Raw genomic sequence first — 15,093 nt, 5'->3', positions numbered from 1 at the left:
CACTTGCTACTTTAGGGTTAGTCACCAACACTTATCATACTTTGAACCGTTCGAGGTAGTGAAATGCAAGGGATTATCTATACCGTTCTTTCTGATTTAGTCATCGAAAAATTTGGCGCACTGTTTTGGGATCAAATGCTCGAGGATTTAAAACCTAGCTCTCAAGGTATATACACCGCTGGAGAGCAATACTCCGATGACGAACTGCTTGCAATGGTGGCTTATTTGAGCGAGAAGAAAAACATCCCCACCGATGATTTAGTCCGGCTTTATGGACAATACCTATTTTCTCGCCTGTACAACAGCCTTCCTGAAAATTACCCAAATAAAAACAACTTATTAGAGTTTTTGATTTCGGTCGATCAAGTGATCCATAAAGAAGTGAAGCGGCTCTACCCTGATGCCTATTTGCCGCAATTTCAATATAAAAGCGAGGGCGATCGATTAACCATGTATTACACCTCGAAAAGAAAATTATGCGCTGCGGCGGAAGGACTCATCATCGGCGCTTCAGAACAATTTGGTGAAGAAGTCGAAATCGAGCAGCCCCAATGCATGCATCATGGTGCTTCATTTTGTGAAATTGTTGTCACCTTTAAGGGCAAACATGAGTGAAATAGAGCAATACCAACGCATTTATGAGCGTGAGCGTCAGGCTCGTTTGCTGGCAGAGCGGTTACTGCAAGAAAAAAGCCGCGAGCTCTACGATAAAATTTTAGAGCTGCAAGAGACTCTAGATCAACTTCATAGCGCGCAAGCACAGCTTGTACAATCAGAAAAAATGGCCTCTGTCGGTCTGCTGGCGGCTGGCGTTGCTCACGAGATCAATAACCCAATCGGTTTTTGTCTGAGTAATTTAAATACGCTGCGTGATTACTCTCACGCCTATATAGGAATTGTCGCTTTGGTAGCACAGCACAAAGCCGAAATTGCTAACACGGATTTCTACCGCAATTATCAAGATTATTATCAACGACATGATATTGGTTTTGTCGAAAGTGATTTAACTGACATGCTTCAAGAGACTTCGGGTGGATTGCTCCGCGTAAAAGACATTGTCACTAGCCTACAAAGCGTTTCTCACTCCAGTGATGGCCGATTTGTCGAGTGTGAGTTAAATTCGTGTATTGAATCAACACTACACATGGTCTGGAACCAATTTAAATATACGATGGAGGTCGAGCAGCGATTGGATGAGGCTTTGCCGAAAATCAATGGGATATCAGCAGAGCTACAACAAGTGTTTATGAACCTATTTATTAACGCCTCTCACGCTTGCGAAGCACAAGGAAAGTTAACGATTAGCACAGATTCTGTGGTCGAAAAAGGGAAACGCTGGGTGAGGGTGACAGTGGCAGATAATGGGCATGGCATGAATCAAGACATCATCAACAAGGTGTTTGATCCTTTCTTCACCACCAAACCTGTCGGCGTAGGGACGGGTTTGGGTTTATCGATTTCATACAGCATTGTTGAAAAGCATGGTGGGAAAATGCAGGTCGAATCTGAAGTGGGACAAGGTACCACCTTCATACTTCTTTTTCCCACCATTTAGTAAAGCGGTTACTGACTGCGTGATGTGACTTTCTTACCATCAAGCATCGCCACTTCTTCATCCAGCTGCGCTAATTTGGCCATCATCTGCTCACGGCATAATGTCGCTAATTCCCGTAAATTTTCTTTTCCATATCCTTCAATACCGATCGGTGGCAGCATCTCAACAATCACATGACCATTGTCCCAACGGTTAAGCTTAATATCATTAGTTGAGCTGCAAACGATGGGGATAATCGGTACACCTGAGCCAATTGCCGCATGAAATGCACCCATTTTAAAGGGCAGCATGCCACGGCCACGCGAGCGAGTACCTTCTGGAAACATCCACACAGACACATCACTGGTTTTTATGCTATCGACAACTTGATCAATGGTGCCTTTGGCTTTGTTGCGATTGGATCTATCAATTAAAATATTCCCTGCTAACCAATACAACTGACCAAACACAGGTGTCCAAACTAAACTTTTTTTCCCTACTGTCACAACTTTCGGCGTTACCGCCGCAGCAACAGTACACAGATCCCAGTTATTTTGATGATTCGCAATGTAGATGTGCTGGCCACGTTGATAAGCATCTTCTGGGATACGCAGTTCTAATTTAATACCCATCAATTTTGACATACGGGCGAATAAACGCCCAAACGTAAATACATGTTTTGGATTGCGTGGGCTAAGTAAGCAGTAACCACATCCAAAAACAAACATCACAATGGCAAACAGTGCGACTGCCAATAGACGCAAAAGAGCAATCATTTCAGTTCTCCATGGAACAAAGATAAAAAACGAGCAAGGATAAAAAAGCCGAAACCCAGAGATTTCGGCTCCATTGCATGAGCGAGAGTTTAACTGCTGACTTGAATGCGCTCAATATTAGCGCCAAGAGCCGACAGTTTATCTTCAATTCTTTCGTAACCGCGATCGATATGGTAGATGCGATCGACGATGGTTTCACCTTTTGCGATACAACCGGCAATCACTAGGCTGGCTGAGGCACGTAGATCGGTCGCCATCACCTGCGCGCCACTCAACGATTCCACATCACCACAAATCACTGTATTCCCTTCAATCTCCGCTTTTGCTCCCATACGCATCAGTTCAGGAACGTGCATAAAACGGTTTTCAAAGATGGTTTCAGTGATCTTGCCACCACCTTTTGCCATCATATTGAGTAGGGTAAATTGTGCTTGCATATCGGTTGGAAAGCCAGGATGAGGCGCAGTGCGAATCGAAACCGCCTTAAGCTCTTTTCCGGTCATATCAAGGCTTATCCAGCCCTCACCTGTTTCAATCTCAGCGCCCGCTTCTTCCAGTTTTGCTAACACGGCCTCTAACAAATGCGAGTGAGTGTTGTGGCAAACAATTTTTCCGCGAGAAACAGCCGCCGCGACTAAAAACGTGCCCGTTTCAATGCGATCAGCCACAACAGCGTGTTTACCACCACCCAAACGTTCAACACCTTCAATGGTAATGGTATCGGTGCCTGCACCGGACACTTTTGCACCCAGCTTATTCAAAAACAGTGCGGTATCGACAATTTCAGGCTCACGCGCAGCGTTGTCGAGCACGGTTGTGCCTTCGGCAAGGGTTGCGGCGCACATAATGGTAATGGTGGCACCCACGCTCACTTTATCCATGACGATGTGTGCACCTTGTAGACGACCTTCGACACTGGCTTTCACGTAGCCATCTTCTAAGGTGATGGTGGCACCAAGCTGCTCTAAACCGTGAATATGCAGATCGACAGGACGAGCGCCAATGGCACAGCCTCCAGGTAGCGAAACTTGGCCATAACCAAAACGAGCCACTAATGGACCGAGAGCCCAAATAGAAGCACGCATCGTTTTGACTAAATCATACGGCGCGCAATATTCATCAATTTGACTAGGGTCGACATGAACTGAGCCATTACGTTCGACTTTAGCGCCTAAACGTTTGAGTAGTTCCATTGTGGTATCAATATCACGAAGGTGTGGCACATTGGCCACTTCTACTGGCTCAGAGGCCAAAATAGACGCAAATAAAATAGGCAGTGCAGCGTTTTTGGCACCTGAAATGGTCACTTCACCTTGAAGAGGTTGTGTTGACCCAATAACTCGAAACTTTTCCATCAATAAACCTTACAGCGACATCAACTTTTTATCACGAGCCCACTCTGTTGGTGTGAACGCTTTAATAGAAAGGGCATGAATGTCGTTTCTTTGAATGTACTCCATCAGTGGAGCATAAATAAGTTGTTGTTTTTTAACGCGACTCATCCCTGCAAAACAAGCATCAACAGCGATAACTTCATAGTGGCTACCTTCACCTTTGACGTGGATCTCTTCAAGGTTTAGTGCTTGTTCTAATAACTGTTGTACTTTTGCGCTATCCACAATGTTCCCCTGCTTAATTCTTTATATGTTGAGCCATTAAACGATCAATGTTGCTCAATTGGAATAGTGTGCGCAGTTGCTCTGGCACGAAACTGAGCATTATATGACAGTTTCGTTTTTTTGCATGCTCTATTAGGTGGATTAACATCACCATTCCGGCAGAGTCTATGCGTTCAACGTTTTTCAGTTCAATCTCAAACTGTGTACTCACCGGGTTCCATTTTTGGATAAACCCCCATAAATCAGGCACATGCTCTCTGTCTAATGCGCCCGACAAAGCCGCAATCGGTATATCAGTTTGATGCCACTGCGGATGAATCATTGCGCTTTACCTTCAAAACGGATCGGCTGATCCGCCAATTGTTGCAGTTCATTGGCAACCGCTAAGATGCCATCTTGGCGAATTTTACCGCTCCATTCAGATTGCTTACTGGAGAGCAAACTCACTCCTTCTGCAATCATATCAAAGACTTGCCATTCGCCATTTTTCTCTTTGCGCAATTTAAACTCAAGCTTGATGTTCGGTCGTGGCGTATCAATAATATCCACCTTCACGCTGGTAATGCGTTTATCATCCGACACCGCCTGTTCAGGCTCGAACTCAATAATTTGGTTACTGTACTGAGTCAATACTTGCGCATATGCACTGACAAGATAGGCACGAAATGCGGTGATGAAAGTGGCGACATCTTCACGCTTGGCCCCTTTTAAGTTTGGGCCCAATAACTTCAGTGCCGCATACTGCTCATTGACGTAAGGCATCAGCTCCTGTTCCACGATTTCTTTCAAATATTCAGGATGGTGGTGAATCGCTTCTTGTTCGGCTTTCAAACGAGTAAATGCCGTTTCAGACACCTGCTTCATCATGGTATAGGGCTGGGTTTTATCCACATTGGCCGCTTGCACAAACATAGCGGCAACGAGGGTAAATACAAAAATCAACGTCCGTTTAAACACTTTTTTTATAAACTCTGTTTTTATAAACACTGTCGTTATAAACACTGTTGTTACTCCTTACCTTTTTCTTGTGAGCCACCACCGACGCTATACAGCACTTGGCCAATCAAATCTTCTAATACAAGGGCGGATTTTGTGTCTTCAATTAAGTCGCCCTCTTTTAACATCTGTTCATCTTCAAAGACAAACCCGGGCACAAGCCCAATGTACTGCTCACCAATCAATCCAGAAGTTAGAATTTGTACACTCGACGTTTCTGGAAATTGATCATATTGACTGTTAATAGCCATAGTAACCACAGGCAGCAAGCTCTCTCTATCGAGTTTAATCTCGGCCACTCGCCCAACGACTACACCACCCACTTTGACTGGCGAGCGCACTTTTAAACTACCGATATTGTCAAATTCAGCTTTCAGTTGGTAAGTATGGTTGGAACCCAACCCTTTTACGTCAGCGACCTGAAAAATCATCACCAGAATTGCGCAAATTCCAGCAAGGACAAAGCTACCGACCCAAAGTTCTATTTTTCGTGTTTGCTGCATGATTAATTCCCAAACATCAATGCGGTGAGTACAAAGTCTAGCCCTAATACAGCTAAAGACGAATGCACTACGGTTCTTGTGGTGGCACGGCTAATACCTTCCGAGGTTGGAATAGCATCGTAACCGTTAAACAGTGCAATCCAAGTCACTGTGATGGCAAACATCACGCACTTGATCATACTGTTGCCAATATCTTGCCCTAGCTCTACCGATGACTGCATCGCAGACCAAAAACTGCCGTGATCAATCCCTTTCCAATCCACGCCAACAAGCTGGCCTCCCCAAATTCCGACCGCCATAAAAATCATCGCTAGCAACGGCATTGATATTAGCCCAGCCCAAAAGCGAGGAGCGATAATACGTTTGAGCGGATCAACCGCCATCATCTCTAAACTGGAAAGCTGCTCGGTGGCTTTCATCAGGCCGATCTCAGCGGTAAGTGCAGAACCAGCACGCCCAGCAAACAGCAGCGCAGTCACCACGGGCCCAAGTTCACGCAATAAAGAGAGTGCAACCATCTGCCCAAGGCTACCTTCCGCGCCGTAATCGACCAAAATCACATAGCCTTGCAGGCTCAACACCATGCCAATGAACAAGCCAGAAACGACAATAATCGCCAGCGACTGAACACCAACACTGTAGAGCTGCTTCACTAACAATGGAAAATTCTGAATAGGCCGTGGGCGGCTCACTAATGCGCCAAACAGCATCAAGCTCGCTTTGCCAAAGGCTTGGCAAAATTCGAGCGTACGGCGACCGAGCCCTTCAATCCAGTCAGTCAATGTAGACATCATGAGAATAAATCCTTTTCTAGGCTTTGCGCTGGAAAGCGAAATGGTACTGGGCCATCAGCCTCGCCTTGTAAAAATTGTTGTACGCGAGGATCGCTATTTTGATAAAGATCGTTTGGCGTTCCTTTGGCAATCACTTTGCCGTCAGCCAGCAAATAAACCCAATCGGCAATGCTCATCACTTCAGGAACATCATGAGAGACCACTATCGAGGTCACCCCCAAAGCTTGATTCAAATTGCGGATCAACTCCACCAGCACGCCCATGGTGATCGGGTCTTGCCCCACAAACGGCTCATCATACATGATCAGTTCCGGATCCAGCGCAATCGCGCGCGCTAATGCTGCCCTTCTTGCCATGCCACCGGATAATTCGCTCGGCATGAGCAAGGCGGCACCGCGCAGACCGACCGCTTCTAATTTTAATAAAACTAATGTCTTAATCAGCGATTCATCTAATTGAGTGTGTTCACGTAAAGGGAAAGCCACATTATCGAACACATTTAAATCGGTGAATAACGCACCCGACTGAAACAACATGCTCATTTTTTTACGAGCTTGATACAGCTTTTTGCGACTGAGCATCGGGATGTTTTGTTTGTCGAACCAAATCTCACCTTGTTCAGGAAACAGTTGTCCGCCAATAAGACGTAGCAAAGTGGTTTTACCAATACCCGATGGCCCCATAATGGCGGTAATTTTTCCTTGCGGAACGCTGAGACTCACGTCATCGAAAATCTTCCGTCCTGAACGGGAGAAGGTTAAATTCTTGATTGTGACAAGATCGTTGATTGGCATCATGAGTGTTTCACTATTGTTGTCCGCCCCAAAATGATGGGCAATCATAAGCATAACGTTCTAAAATTAAAAGCACTGTTCAATTACATCCTAAAGTAAAGCATCATCTTTCGCCAAAACAATCTTCCGGTCATTTATTGATGGATAGCTAACTAAACCATGAATTGAACGTAATTAATTGGATCTTCAGCTTCCCTTTTCGCAACCAACACGTCAAAATTAGCGGTTAATTACATCATTTTTTCACTCATTTCATTAATTAGGTATCATCATGATCGAAGCGGTAGCGTTTCTCATTGTAGGTTTGGTGTTTTTAGTCTGGAGCGCTGACAAGTTAGTCTTTGGTTCTGCCGCGCTTGCTCGTAACTTTGGCATCTCGCCATTAGTGATCGGCATGACTATTTTAGCAATGGGATCGTCAGCACCAGAGATGATGGTATCGGCAACGGCCGCTTTGGATGGAAAAACCGATACTGCCGTCGGTAACGTACTCGGTTCTAACATCGCTAATATTGCTTTGATCTTGGGTATTACGGCTCTGATCAAACCGCTGTCAGTTAGTTCGGCGGTGCTCCGCCGTGAACTGCCGCTGATGATTGCGGTCACATTACTTGCGGGTGCGTTATTGTGGGATAACCACTTAGGATTCTATGAAGGTGTGTTGCTGTTTGCACTTTTCGCCGTGTTTATCATCGCGATGCTACGCATTAGCCGTAACGAACAAAAAAATGGTGACGCGCTACTTGCCGAGCAGGAATCTGAAATACCGCAAGGCGTGAGCAATGCAAAAGCGGCTATTTGGGTAGTGATTGGGCTTATTATCCTGCCGATTGCTGCCAGCGTGTTAGTCGATAACGCTGTCGTCATTGCCAAGTTTTTTGGTATGAGTGATTTGGTGATTGGTCTGACGATCATCGCTGTTGGGACCAGCTTGCCAGAGTTGGCCGCCTCACTCACAAGCGTGTTGAAAGGTGAAGATGATATGGCTGTGGGCAACATTATTGGCTCGAACGTATTCAATATTCTTGCCGTGATGGGCTTACCCGGCATTCTTAATCCATCGATACTCAGTGAGCATGCGATGGGACGCGATTTTTGGGTAATGCTTGGCGTATCTCTGCTACTGGTTACCATGGCTTTAGGGAAATCGCGTAGTATTAACCGCATTGAGGGAGGCGTGCTCTTCCTCGCTTTTATCGGATACCAAGCTTATCTACTTATGAATATGGCCGCTTAACCCAAACTCGGAGTATCGAATGTCGAATCAGTTTGATTATCGCAGTGTTGCACAGCAAGTTCTCGCCACCGAAATGGCGGCTTTACAGCAGCTAGAGCAATACTTTGACGACTCATTTTGCCAAGCGTGTGAAATGATCATTGCCAATGATCACGGCAAAGTGGTGGTGATGGGTATGGGTAAATCAGGCCATATCGGTAAAAAAATTGCCGCGACCTTAGCCAGTACTGGCACTTCGGCATTTTTCGTACATCCAGGAGAAGCAGCGCACGGTGATCTTGGTATGATCGAGCGTGGCGACATCGTAATTGCTATTTCAAACTCTGGCGAATCCTCGGAAATTTTATCACTGTTTACTGTGCTAAAACGGCTCAATATTCGCATCATTAGCATGACAGGCAACCCGTCATCGAATATGGCAAAGTTGGCCGATCTTCATTTGCAAATCACAGTCCCACAAGAGGCATGCCCGCTTGGCCTTGCGCCAACCTCCAGCACCACAGCAACGCTAGTGATGGGCGATGCGTTAGCCGTCGCACTCTTGCAAGCACGCGGCTTTACCGCTGAAGATTTTGCGCTGTCTCATCCCGGTGGGGCTTTAGGGCGAAAATTGTTGCTCAAGCTCTCTGATATCATGCACACTGGCGATGCATTACCAACAGTGCAACCAAATGCATTGATCCGCGATGCCTTACTTGAGATCAGCCAAAAAGGGTTGGGGATGACCGCGGTAGTAGACAACAACATGCAGCTTATTGGCATCTTTACTGATGGCGATTTACGCCGCATCTTAGACAAACGAATCGATATTCACAGCGCAGCAATCAGCGAGGTGATGACGCAAAACCCAACGGTAGCAAACCCTAACATGCTCGCGGTCGAAGGGTTAAACCTAATGCAAGATAAACGAATCAATGGCTTGATGCTGTGCGAAAATGGCACATTGGTCGGTGCATTAAACATGCACGATTTGCTCAAAGCAGGAGTGATGTGATGACCATGATTGATACACTCTACGGCCCGGTCTCACCGCCTATTCTCGACATAGCTAAGCAGATAAAACTGCTGATCTGCGATGTGGATGGCGTCTTCTCTGATGGCTTAGTTTATATGGGCAATCAAGGCGAAGAGCTAAAAACCTTCCACACTCGAGATGGCTACGGCATAAAATCATTGACGAATGCTGGCATTGAAGTGGCGATCATTACAGGTAGGCAGTCAAAAATTGTCGAAAACCGTATGGCCGTATTAGGCATTACACTGGTTTATCAAGGTCAGGATGACAAGGTCAAAGCCTATAACGACATTTGTCGCCAGCTCAATATTGCCCCAGAACACACAGGGTATATCGGTGATGACTTGATTGATTGGCCGGTAATGGAAAAAGTCGCGCTGAAAGTCTGTGTCGCGGATGGTCACCCGCTATTAGTTAAACGCGCAAACTACGTGACCCATATAAAAGGTGGGCATGGCGCTGTACGCGAAGTGTGTGATTTGATTTTGCAAGCTCGCGGTGAGTTAGATGTGCACAAAGGCTTAAGTGTATGAGTTTATCTCGTGTCCTCTATGTGATACTGATTTTTATCGCATCGTGGTCAGCCTATTACTTGTTCGATAAAGAACAAAATACCGATATACAAGTTGCTCCGAACTTGGAGTTACCGTCGTTTAGTGGAAAAAATCTCGACAACACCACCTATAACGAGCAAGGTATCCGCAGCTACATCATTCAATCGACGCATCTGGATCATTACGCAAAAAGTGGCGACACCATTTTCGAGTACCCGATACTCAAAGTCTTCCGTGATGGTATTTTGCAAGAGTGGGAGATTACCGCCAAACGCGGCGTACTCGATGAAGAGCAAGTACTCACACTGTATGACGACGTACTGGCAAAAAACCTATTAGCAGATTCTGGTTTTGATACGCTTTCAACCATTAAGATGAGCATTCAACTCAATAATCGCGATTTTTGGGCCGATAATCAGGTCGATTTGGTTGGGCCACAATTCGAAACACAAGGACAAGCGATGAAAGGCAATTTTGCCGACAATACCGCTATTCTTTATAACCATGTACAAGGTAGATATGAAACTCTCACACCTTAGTCTTATTGCTTGTTTAGCGATTTCTGGTCACGCATTGGCATTGTCCACCGATAATGCTCAACCGGTTTACATCGATTCTGACAGCCAACAGCTCGACATGAAAAGCAACAAAGTGACTTTCCTTGGTGATGTCAAACTCAAACAAGGCAGTATCAGTATCAACGCCGACAAAGTGATTGTAACCCGTGATGCAAAAGATGGCTCCATTCAAGAAATTGAAGGATATGGCAACCTCGCCACTTTTTCGCAATTAACCGACGATGGCAAAACCTTGTATGGTGAGGCGAAAGAGCTCTATTACAAATTGGCCGATGATCAGTTGACGATGATCGATCAAGCCATGTTGTCACAAGATGATAGCATCATCCGTGGTACGAAAATTCGCTACAAAATTTCGTCACAGAAGCTGATGGCTGATGGTAACTCTAACGAGCGAGTATCGACCGTGCTTCAACCGCAAGCCACTACGACACAAGAATAATTATGGCCATACTTAAAGCAGAACATTTAGCGAAAAGCTATAAAAAACGCAAAGTCGTCTCTGACGTCAGCTTGCAAGTAGAATCGGGGCAGATTGTTGGCTTACTCGGCCCTAACGGCGCAGGAAAAACCACATCGTTTTACATGATCGTCGGCCTTGTCGCTCGTGATGAAGGTAAGATCAGCATTGATGATCACGACATCAGCATTTTACCTATGCACAGTCGCTCACGCTTAGGGATCGGCTACTTACCTCAAGAAGCGTCTATTTTTCGAAAATTATCGGTCGAAGATAACATCATGGCGGTACTTGAAACCCGTGAATCGATGACCCGTGAAGAGCGCCAAGATAAACTCGAAGATCTACTAGAAGAATTTCACATTCAACATATCCGCCATAGTGCGGGAATGGCGCTATCGGGTGGTGAACGTCGCCGAGTTGAAATTGCCCGCGCTCTTGCCGCAAACCCACAATTTATTTTGCTTGATGAACCCTTTGCAGGGGTCGACCCCATTTCCGTTATCGACATTAAAAAGATCATCCAACACCTGCGAGATCGTGGCTTAGGCGTTTTAATCACAGACCACAACGTTCGAGAAACATTGGACGTCTGTGAAAAAGCCTATATTGTAAGCCAGGGTCGTTTGATCGCAGAAGGTACACCACATGACGTGCTCAATAATGAAGAGGTAAAACAAGTTTATCTCGGTGAACAATTCCGTCTATGATTAAGTAGAGAGTGACATCAATTCTAAAAATAATAAGGTAACTGGCACTGAATGAAACCCTCATTACAACTGAAGCTCGGCCAACAATTAGCGATGACACCGCAGTTACAACAAGCCATTCGTTTGTTGCAACTCTCCACATTGGAACTCCAGCAAGAGATCCAAGAGGCTCTAGAGTCTAATCCATTATTGGATGTTGAAGAGGCCTATGAAGAGAATGCCACCGCTGATGTTCATAGCATCAATGAGGAGAAAGAAGCCAGTGCTGAGGTGTTAGATATTGAGCCACAAGACAGCTCTGACTTAATTGAAAAATCCGAAATCAGCAGCGAGCTTGAGATCGACACCACATGGGATGATGTCTACAGCGCGAACACAGGCAGCACAGGGATCGCCCTTGATGATGACATGCCCGTGTACCAAGGTGAAACAACGCAAACCCTGCAAGATTATCTACTGTGGCAATTAGATCTCACACCGTTTAGCGACACCGACCGCAGCATTGCTCTTGCCTTGATTGACGCCATCGATGACTACGGTTATCTCACCGTTTCTTTGGATGATATTTTAGAAAGCTTTGCCGATGAAAATATCGAGCTTGATGAAATTGAAGCCGTTCGTAAACGTGTTCAGCAGTTTGATCCCCTCGGTGTGGCTTCAGTCAACCTTCAAGACTGCCTGCTTTTACAATTAGCGACCTACCCTGCCAGTACCCCTTGGTTAGAAGAAGCTAAACAGCTGCTGATCCAACATATTGATCTGCTCGGCAATCGTGACTACAAGTTGATCATCAAAGAAACCAAGTTAAAAGAAGAAGATCTGCGAGAGGTATTGCAGCTCATTCAACAACTTGACCCAAGACCGGGAAATAATATTTCAACCGAGCACGCCGAATACGTTGTGCCTGACGTGTCTGTTTACAAAGATCACGGCAAATGGGTGGTAACAATAAACCCAGATAGCGTACCAAAACTTAAGATAAATCAACAATATGCAGCATTAGGCAAAGGTAACAGTGCCGATAGCAACTACATTCGCAGCAATTTGCAAGAAGCAAAATGGCTAATTAAGAGTTTAGAAAGTAGAAACGAGACACTGCTCAAAGTTGCCAAGTGTATTGTTGAACATCAACGTGATTTCTTTGAGTATGGTGAAGAGGCGATGAAGCCAATGGTACTCAATGACGTTGCTTTAGCGGTAGAAATGCATGAATCCACCATATCAAGGGTGACAACGCAGAAGTACATGCATACTCCGCGTGGTATTTTCGAATTGAAATACTTCTTCTCCAGCCATGTCAGTACCGACAGCGGGGGAGAGTGTTCATCGACTGCAATACGAGCACTGATTAAAAAACTGGTGGCCGCTGAAAATACAGCCAAACCATTAAGTGACAGTAAAATTGCAGATCTACTGGCTGACCAAGGGATTCAGGTAGCTAGACGGACGATAGCTAAATACCGTGAATCGTTGGGCATTGCTCCATCGAGTCAGCGCAAACGCCTACTGTAAGGCACAAAACAGAGAAGGAAAGTCTATGCAAATCAACATTAATGCCCATCACATTGATCTGACCGATTCAATGCAAGACTATGTAAACTCGAAGTTTCAAAAACTTGAGCGATTTTTTGACCATATCAATAACGTACAGGTTGTTTTACGTGTTGAAAAAGTACAACAGATCGCTGAAGCTACGCTCCACATAAATCAAGGTGATATCCACGCCGTGGCCGACAATGAAAATATGTATGCTGCCATTGATAGTTTAGTGGATAAACTCGTAAGACAACTCAACAAGCATAAAGAAAAGCTAAGTAGTCATTAATCATGCAATTAAGCGAAGTACTCTCATTGGACTGCACGAAAAGTGCGGTCCAATGCACCAGTAAAAAAAGAGCCCTAGAAATCATTAGCGAAATCGCTGCTGAGTATTCAGGTCAAAATTCCACCGAGCTGTTTGAATGCATGCTCAGCCGAGAAAAAATGGGCAGTACTGGTATTGGTAATGGCATCGCCATTCCTCATGCAAGAATGACCAACAGTGATCGTGCCATTGCCGTTTTGCTGCAGTGTGAAGAACCGATTGAGTTTGATGCCATTGATAATCGACCTGTCGATCTACTGTTTGCGTTGCTCGTTCCTGAAGAGCAGTGCAAAGAGCATTTAAAAACGCTCGCTTGTATGGCCGAGCGCCTCAATGACAAACAAGTTTTAAAACAGCTTCGAAGTGCACAAAGCGATCAAGAGCTGTACGACATCATGACTAACCAATAACCACCGAGCCGAAACTATGCGTTTAATCGTTGTGAGTGGTCAATCAGGCGCAGGGAAAAGCGTTGCTTTACGAGTACTGGAGGATCTCGGCTACTATTGTGTCGATAACCTTCCCGTCAACTTGTTGGATGCGTTTATTCAATCAGTCCAAGGCAGCAAACAAAATGTCGCGGTGAGTATTGATATCCGTAACTTGCCCCAAGAGCCTAGTTTGGTTGCGGATGTTTTAGAGCAGCTAAAACAGAATAACGATGTTAGTGTGCTGTTTCTCGATGCCAGTAAAGAGACACTACTCAAGCGCTACAGCGAAACGCGTCGTATCCATCCTCTCTCATTAAACGCCGATAAACCTTCGCTTGCGCAAGCGATTGAATTGGAAAAGTCGCTGCTTGCGCCGCTCAAAGAGCAAGCCGATTTAGTGCTCGATAGCAGTAATCAATCGTTGCATGAGTTGAGCGAAACCGTACGCATGCGAATTGAAGGACGTGAGCGCAAAGATCTGGTGATGGTCTTTCAGTCTTTTGGCTTCAAATATGGACTACCCAGCGATGCAGACTACGTGTTTGATGTGCGTTTTTTACCCAACCCACACTGGGAACCCGATCTTCGCCCATTAACTGGCCTGGATGCGCCAATTAAGTCGTTTCTTGAACGCCATAGTGAAGTAATTGAACTTAAACAACAAATTCAAAAGTTTGTTGAATACTGGCTGCCGATGCTCGAAAAAAACAACCGCAGTTATCTCACAATTGCGATTGGTTGCACCGGTGGTAAGCACCGCTCCGTTTACCTGACTCAACAGCTTGGCGAGTACTTTGCTCAATTGGGTCACCAAGTACAGATACGCCATACATCATTAGAAAAACAGCAATAGGAGCGATGGTATGCCACTATTAAGTAAAACGATTTTAATCCAAAATCGCTTGGGCCTTCATGCTCGTGCAGCCGTTAAGCTGGTTGAACTGTCGCAATCTTTTGATGCGGTGGTCACCATTCAAAGTGAAGAAGGAAAAGAAGCCACTGCAGACAGTGTGATGGGTTTATTGATGCTCGAATCCGCACAAGGTCAATACATCACCATCAATGCTGAAGGCTCACAAGCAGAGCCTGCTTTGCAAGCGGTTAGTTCGCTGATTGAACATAAATTCGATGAAGACGAGTAAGCACAAGGCTTACACTCCACTCTCCCACAGACAGCGCATGCGCGCCCCTGATAGTCAAAATAAATTCAGTGCTTAATAAGAACTTA

The 15,093-nt window shown here is 45.3% G+C and carries 21 protein-coding genes; 13 read left to right on the top strand and 8 right to left on the bottom strand.

Annotated elements, in window-relative coordinates; translation table 11 throughout:
* Nucleotides 1-63 precede the first annotated feature (63 nt).
* Together EXZ60_RS06085 and EXZ60_RS06080 are read left to right on the top strand one after the other, a co-directional pair.
* Nucleotides 64-615 (top strand): heme NO-binding domain-containing protein, encoded by a 552-nt coding sequence (locus tag EXZ60_RS06085; RefSeq protein ID WP_064625910.1) that lies wholly within the window; start codon nt 64-66, stop codon nt 613-615.
* Entirely contained in the window at nt 608-1,555 is a 948-nt protein-coding gene (locus tag EXZ60_RS06080; RefSeq protein WP_017047037.1) for an ATP-binding protein, read from the top strand. Before EXZ60_RS06085 ends, EXZ60_RS06080 begins: the two co-directional genes overlap by 8 nt.
* 8 nt (nt 1,556-1,563) lie before the next feature.
* Here the strand turns inward: EXZ60_RS06080 and EXZ60_RS06075 are convergent, their stop codons facing one another.
* The 8 genes from EXZ60_RS06075 to mlaF all read right to left on the bottom strand — a co-directional run bounded on the left by EXZ60_RS06075 (nt 1,564) and on the right by mlaF (nt 7,016).
* Nucleotides 1,564-2,310, bottom strand: a complete 747-nt coding sequence (locus EXZ60_RS06075) for a 1-acylglycerol-3-phosphate O-acyltransferase (protein WP_277435452.1) — start codon at nt 2,308-2,310, stop codon at nt 1,564-1,566.
* An 89-nt stretch (nt 2,311-2,399) separates the two neighbouring features.
* A complete protein-coding gene (gene murA, locus EXZ60_RS06070) occupies nt 2,400-3,665 on the bottom strand; it encodes a UDP-N-acetylglucosamine 1-carboxyvinyltransferase (protein WP_026029130.1) in 1,266 nt (421 codons plus the stop codon).
* A gap of 9 nt (nt 3,666-3,674) precedes the next feature.
* Nucleotides 3,675-3,929: a BolA family iron metabolism protein IbaG gene (gene ibaG, locus EXZ60_RS06065; RefSeq protein ID WP_013855981.1), complete on the bottom strand. Its 255-nt coding sequence runs from the start codon at nt 3,927-3,929 to the stop codon at nt 3,675-3,677.
* 13 nt (nt 3,930-3,942) lie between these two features.
* Nucleotides 3,943-4,251 carry a lipid asymmetry maintenance protein MlaB gene (locus EXZ60_RS06060; RefSeq protein WP_199868120.1) on the bottom strand — a complete coding sequence of 103 codons (309 nt, stop codon included), beginning with the start codon at nt 4,249-4,251 and terminating at the stop codon, nt 3,943-3,945.
* Nucleotides 4,248-4,886, bottom strand: a complete 639-nt coding sequence (gene mlaC, locus EXZ60_RS06055) for a phospholipid-binding protein MlaC (RefSeq protein WP_029190030.1) — start codon at nt 4,884-4,886, stop codon at nt 4,248-4,250. Before mlaC ends, EXZ60_RS06060 begins: the two co-directional genes overlap by 4 nt.
* A gap of 50 nt (nt 4,887-4,936) precedes the next feature.
* Nucleotides 4,937-5,428 carry an outer membrane lipid asymmetry maintenance protein MlaD gene (mlaD, locus tag EXZ60_RS06050; protein ID WP_010318826.1) on the bottom strand — a complete coding sequence of 164 codons (492 nt, stop codon included), beginning with the start codon at nt 5,426-5,428 and terminating at the stop codon, nt 4,937-4,939.
* 2 nt (nt 5,429-5,430) lie between these two features.
* Nucleotides 5,431-6,222: a lipid asymmetry maintenance ABC transporter permease subunit MlaE gene (gene mlaE / locus EXZ60_RS06045; protein WP_013855979.1), complete on the bottom strand. Its 792-nt coding sequence runs from the start codon at nt 6,220-6,222 to the stop codon at nt 5,431-5,433.
* A complete protein-coding gene (gene mlaF / locus EXZ60_RS06040; RefSeq protein WP_026029128.1) occupies nt 6,219-7,016 on the bottom strand; it encodes a phospholipid ABC transporter ATP-binding protein MlaF in 798 nt (265 codons plus the stop codon). Before mlaF ends, mlaE begins: the two co-directional genes overlap by 4 nt.
* Before the next feature lie 271 nt (nt 7,017-7,287).
* Between mlaF and EXZ60_RS06035 the strand changes: the two genes are divergently transcribed.
* Genes EXZ60_RS06035 through EXZ60_RS05985 form a run of 11 tightly spaced genes read left to right on the top strand, consistent with a single transcriptional unit; the run spans nt 7,288 to nt 15,007 of the window.
* Nucleotides 7,288-8,253: a calcium/sodium antiporter gene (locus tag EXZ60_RS06035; RefSeq protein WP_277435451.1), complete on the top strand. Its 966-nt coding sequence runs from the start codon at nt 7,288-7,290 to the stop codon at nt 8,251-8,253.
* 19 nt (nt 8,254-8,272) lie between these two features.
* Nucleotides 8,273-9,247 carry an arabinose-5-phosphate isomerase KdsD gene (gene kdsD, locus EXZ60_RS06030; RefSeq protein WP_277435450.1) on the top strand — a complete coding sequence of 325 codons (975 nt, stop codon included), beginning with the start codon at nt 8,273-8,275 and terminating at the stop codon, nt 9,245-9,247.
* A complete protein-coding gene (gene kdsC / locus EXZ60_RS06025; RefSeq protein ID WP_277435449.1) occupies nt 9,244-9,801 on the top strand; it encodes a 3-deoxy-manno-octulosonate-8-phosphatase KdsC in 558 nt (185 codons plus the stop codon). The genes kdsD and kdsC overlap by 4 nt, the downstream gene beginning before the upstream one ends.
* The gene (gene lptC, locus EXZ60_RS06020) at nt 9,798-10,361 is read left to right on the top strand and encodes an LPS export ABC transporter periplasmic protein LptC (RefSeq protein WP_013855973.1); all 564 of its coding nucleotides are present in this window, start codon (nt 9,798-9,800) and stop codon (nt 10,359-10,361) included. The genes kdsC and lptC overlap by 4 nt, the downstream gene beginning before the upstream one ends.
* Nucleotides 10,342-10,842, top strand: coding sequence for a lipopolysaccharide transport periplasmic protein LptA (gene lptA / locus EXZ60_RS06015; protein WP_013855972.1), 501 nt, complete (start codon nt 10,342-10,344; stop codon nt 10,840-10,842). Before lptC ends, lptA begins: the two co-directional genes overlap by 20 nt.
* A 2-nt stretch (nt 10,843-10,844) precedes the next feature.
* Nucleotides 10,845-11,570: an LPS export ABC transporter ATP-binding protein gene (gene lptB / locus EXZ60_RS06010; RefSeq protein ID WP_013855971.1), complete on the top strand. Its 726-nt coding sequence runs from the start codon at nt 10,845-10,847 to the stop codon at nt 11,568-11,570.
* Nucleotides 11,571-11,621: 51 nt separating this feature from the next.
* Nucleotides 11,622-13,082 (top strand): RNA polymerase factor sigma-54, encoded by a 1,461-nt coding sequence (locus EXZ60_RS06005; RefSeq protein WP_013855970.1) that lies wholly within the window; start codon nt 11,622-11,624, stop codon nt 13,080-13,082.
* 25 nt (nt 13,083-13,107) lie between these two features.
* A complete protein-coding gene (gene hpf / locus EXZ60_RS06000) occupies nt 13,108-13,395 on the top strand; it encodes a ribosome hibernation promoting factor (protein WP_013855969.1) in 288 nt (95 codons plus the stop codon).
* A gap of 2 nt (nt 13,396-13,397) precedes the next feature.
* Entirely contained in the window at nt 13,398-13,844 is a 447-nt protein-coding gene (gene ptsN / locus EXZ60_RS05995; protein ID WP_013855968.1) for a PTS IIA-like nitrogen regulatory protein PtsN, read from the top strand.
* A gap of 16 nt (nt 13,845-13,860) precedes the next feature.
* A complete protein-coding gene (gene rapZ / locus EXZ60_RS05990) occupies nt 13,861-14,718 on the top strand; it encodes an RNase adapter RapZ (RefSeq protein WP_010318814.1) in 858 nt (285 codons plus the stop codon).
* A 10-nt stretch (nt 14,719-14,728) separates the two neighbouring features.
* Entirely contained in the window at nt 14,729-15,007 is a 279-nt protein-coding gene (locus EXZ60_RS05985; protein ID WP_277435448.1) for an HPr family phosphocarrier protein, read from the top strand.
* The last annotated feature ends 86 nt before the right edge of the window (nt 15,008-15,093 follow it).

Source organism: Vibrio sp. 1151_11 (assembly GCF_029478525.1).
Taxonomy (GTDB): domain Bacteria; phylum Pseudomonadota; class Gammaproteobacteria; order Enterobacterales; family Vibrionaceae; genus Vibrio; species Vibrio anguillarum.
The sequence above is the reverse complement of the archived record's forward strand: the minus strand, read 5'-3'. Positions and strand labels throughout refer to the sequence as shown.

Excerpts from the sequence above, each read along its gene's own strand:
- ptsN (WP_013855968.1), top strand. The coding sequence starts at position 13,398 with ATGCAATTAAGCGAAGTACTCTCATTGGACTGCACGAAAAGTGCGGTC.
- murA (WP_026029130.1), bottom strand. The coding sequence starts at position 3,665 with ATGGAAAAGTTTCGAGTTATTGGGTCAACACAACCTCTTCAAGGTGAA.
- EXZ60_RS06085 (WP_064625910.1), top strand. The coding sequence starts at position 64 with ATGCAAGGGATTATCTATACCGTTCTTTCTGATTTAGTCATCGAAAAA.
- lptA (WP_013855972.1), top strand. The coding sequence starts at position 10,342 with ATGAAACTCTCACACCTTAGTCTTATTGCTTGTTTAGCGATTTCTGGT.
- hpf (WP_013855969.1), top strand. The coding sequence starts at position 13,108 with ATGCAAATCAACATTAATGCCCATCACATTGATCTGACCGATTCAATG.
- mlaE (WP_013855979.1), bottom strand. The coding sequence starts at position 6,222 with ATGATGTCTACATTGACTGACTGGATTGAAGGGCTCGGTCGCCGTACG.
- EXZ60_RS05985 (WP_277435448.1), top strand. The coding sequence starts at position 14,729 with ATGCCACTATTAAGTAAAACGATTTTAATCCAAAATCGCTTGGGCCTT.
- mlaF (WP_026029128.1), bottom strand. The coding sequence starts at position 7,016 with ATGCCAATCAACGATCTTGTCACAATCAAGAATTTAACCTTCTCCCGT.
- kdsD (WP_277435450.1), top strand. The coding sequence starts at position 8,273 with ATGTCGAATCAGTTTGATTATCGCAGTGTTGCACAGCAAGTTCTCGCC.
- mlaD (WP_010318826.1), bottom strand. The coding sequence starts at position 5,428 with ATGCAGCAAACACGAAAAATAGAACTTTGGGTCGGTAGCTTTGTCCTT.
- rapZ (WP_010318814.1), top strand. The coding sequence starts at position 13,861 with ATGCGTTTAATCGTTGTGAGTGGTCAATCAGGCGCAGGGAAAAGCGTT.
- EXZ60_RS06080 (WP_017047037.1), top strand. The coding sequence starts at position 608 with ATGAGTGAAATAGAGCAATACCAACGCATTTATGAGCGTGAGCGTCAG.
- lptC (WP_013855973.1), top strand. The coding sequence starts at position 9,798 with ATGAGTTTATCTCGTGTCCTCTATGTGATACTGATTTTTATCGCATCG.
- EXZ60_RS06035 (WP_277435451.1), top strand. The coding sequence starts at position 7,288 with ATGATCGAAGCGGTAGCGTTTCTCATTGTAGGTTTGGTGTTTTTAGTC.
- lptB (WP_013855971.1), top strand. The coding sequence starts at position 10,845 with ATGGCCATACTTAAAGCAGAACATTTAGCGAAAAGCTATAAAAAACGC.
- EXZ60_RS06075 (WP_277435452.1), bottom strand. The coding sequence starts at position 2,310 with ATGATTGCTCTTTTGCGTCTATTGGCAGTCGCACTGTTTGCCATTGTG.
- EXZ60_RS06005 (WP_013855970.1), top strand. The coding sequence starts at position 11,622 with ATGAAACCCTCATTACAACTGAAGCTCGGCCAACAATTAGCGATGACA.
- EXZ60_RS06060 (WP_199868120.1), bottom strand. The coding sequence starts at position 4,251 with ATGATTCATCCGCAGTGGCATCAAACTGATATACCGATTGCGGCTTTG.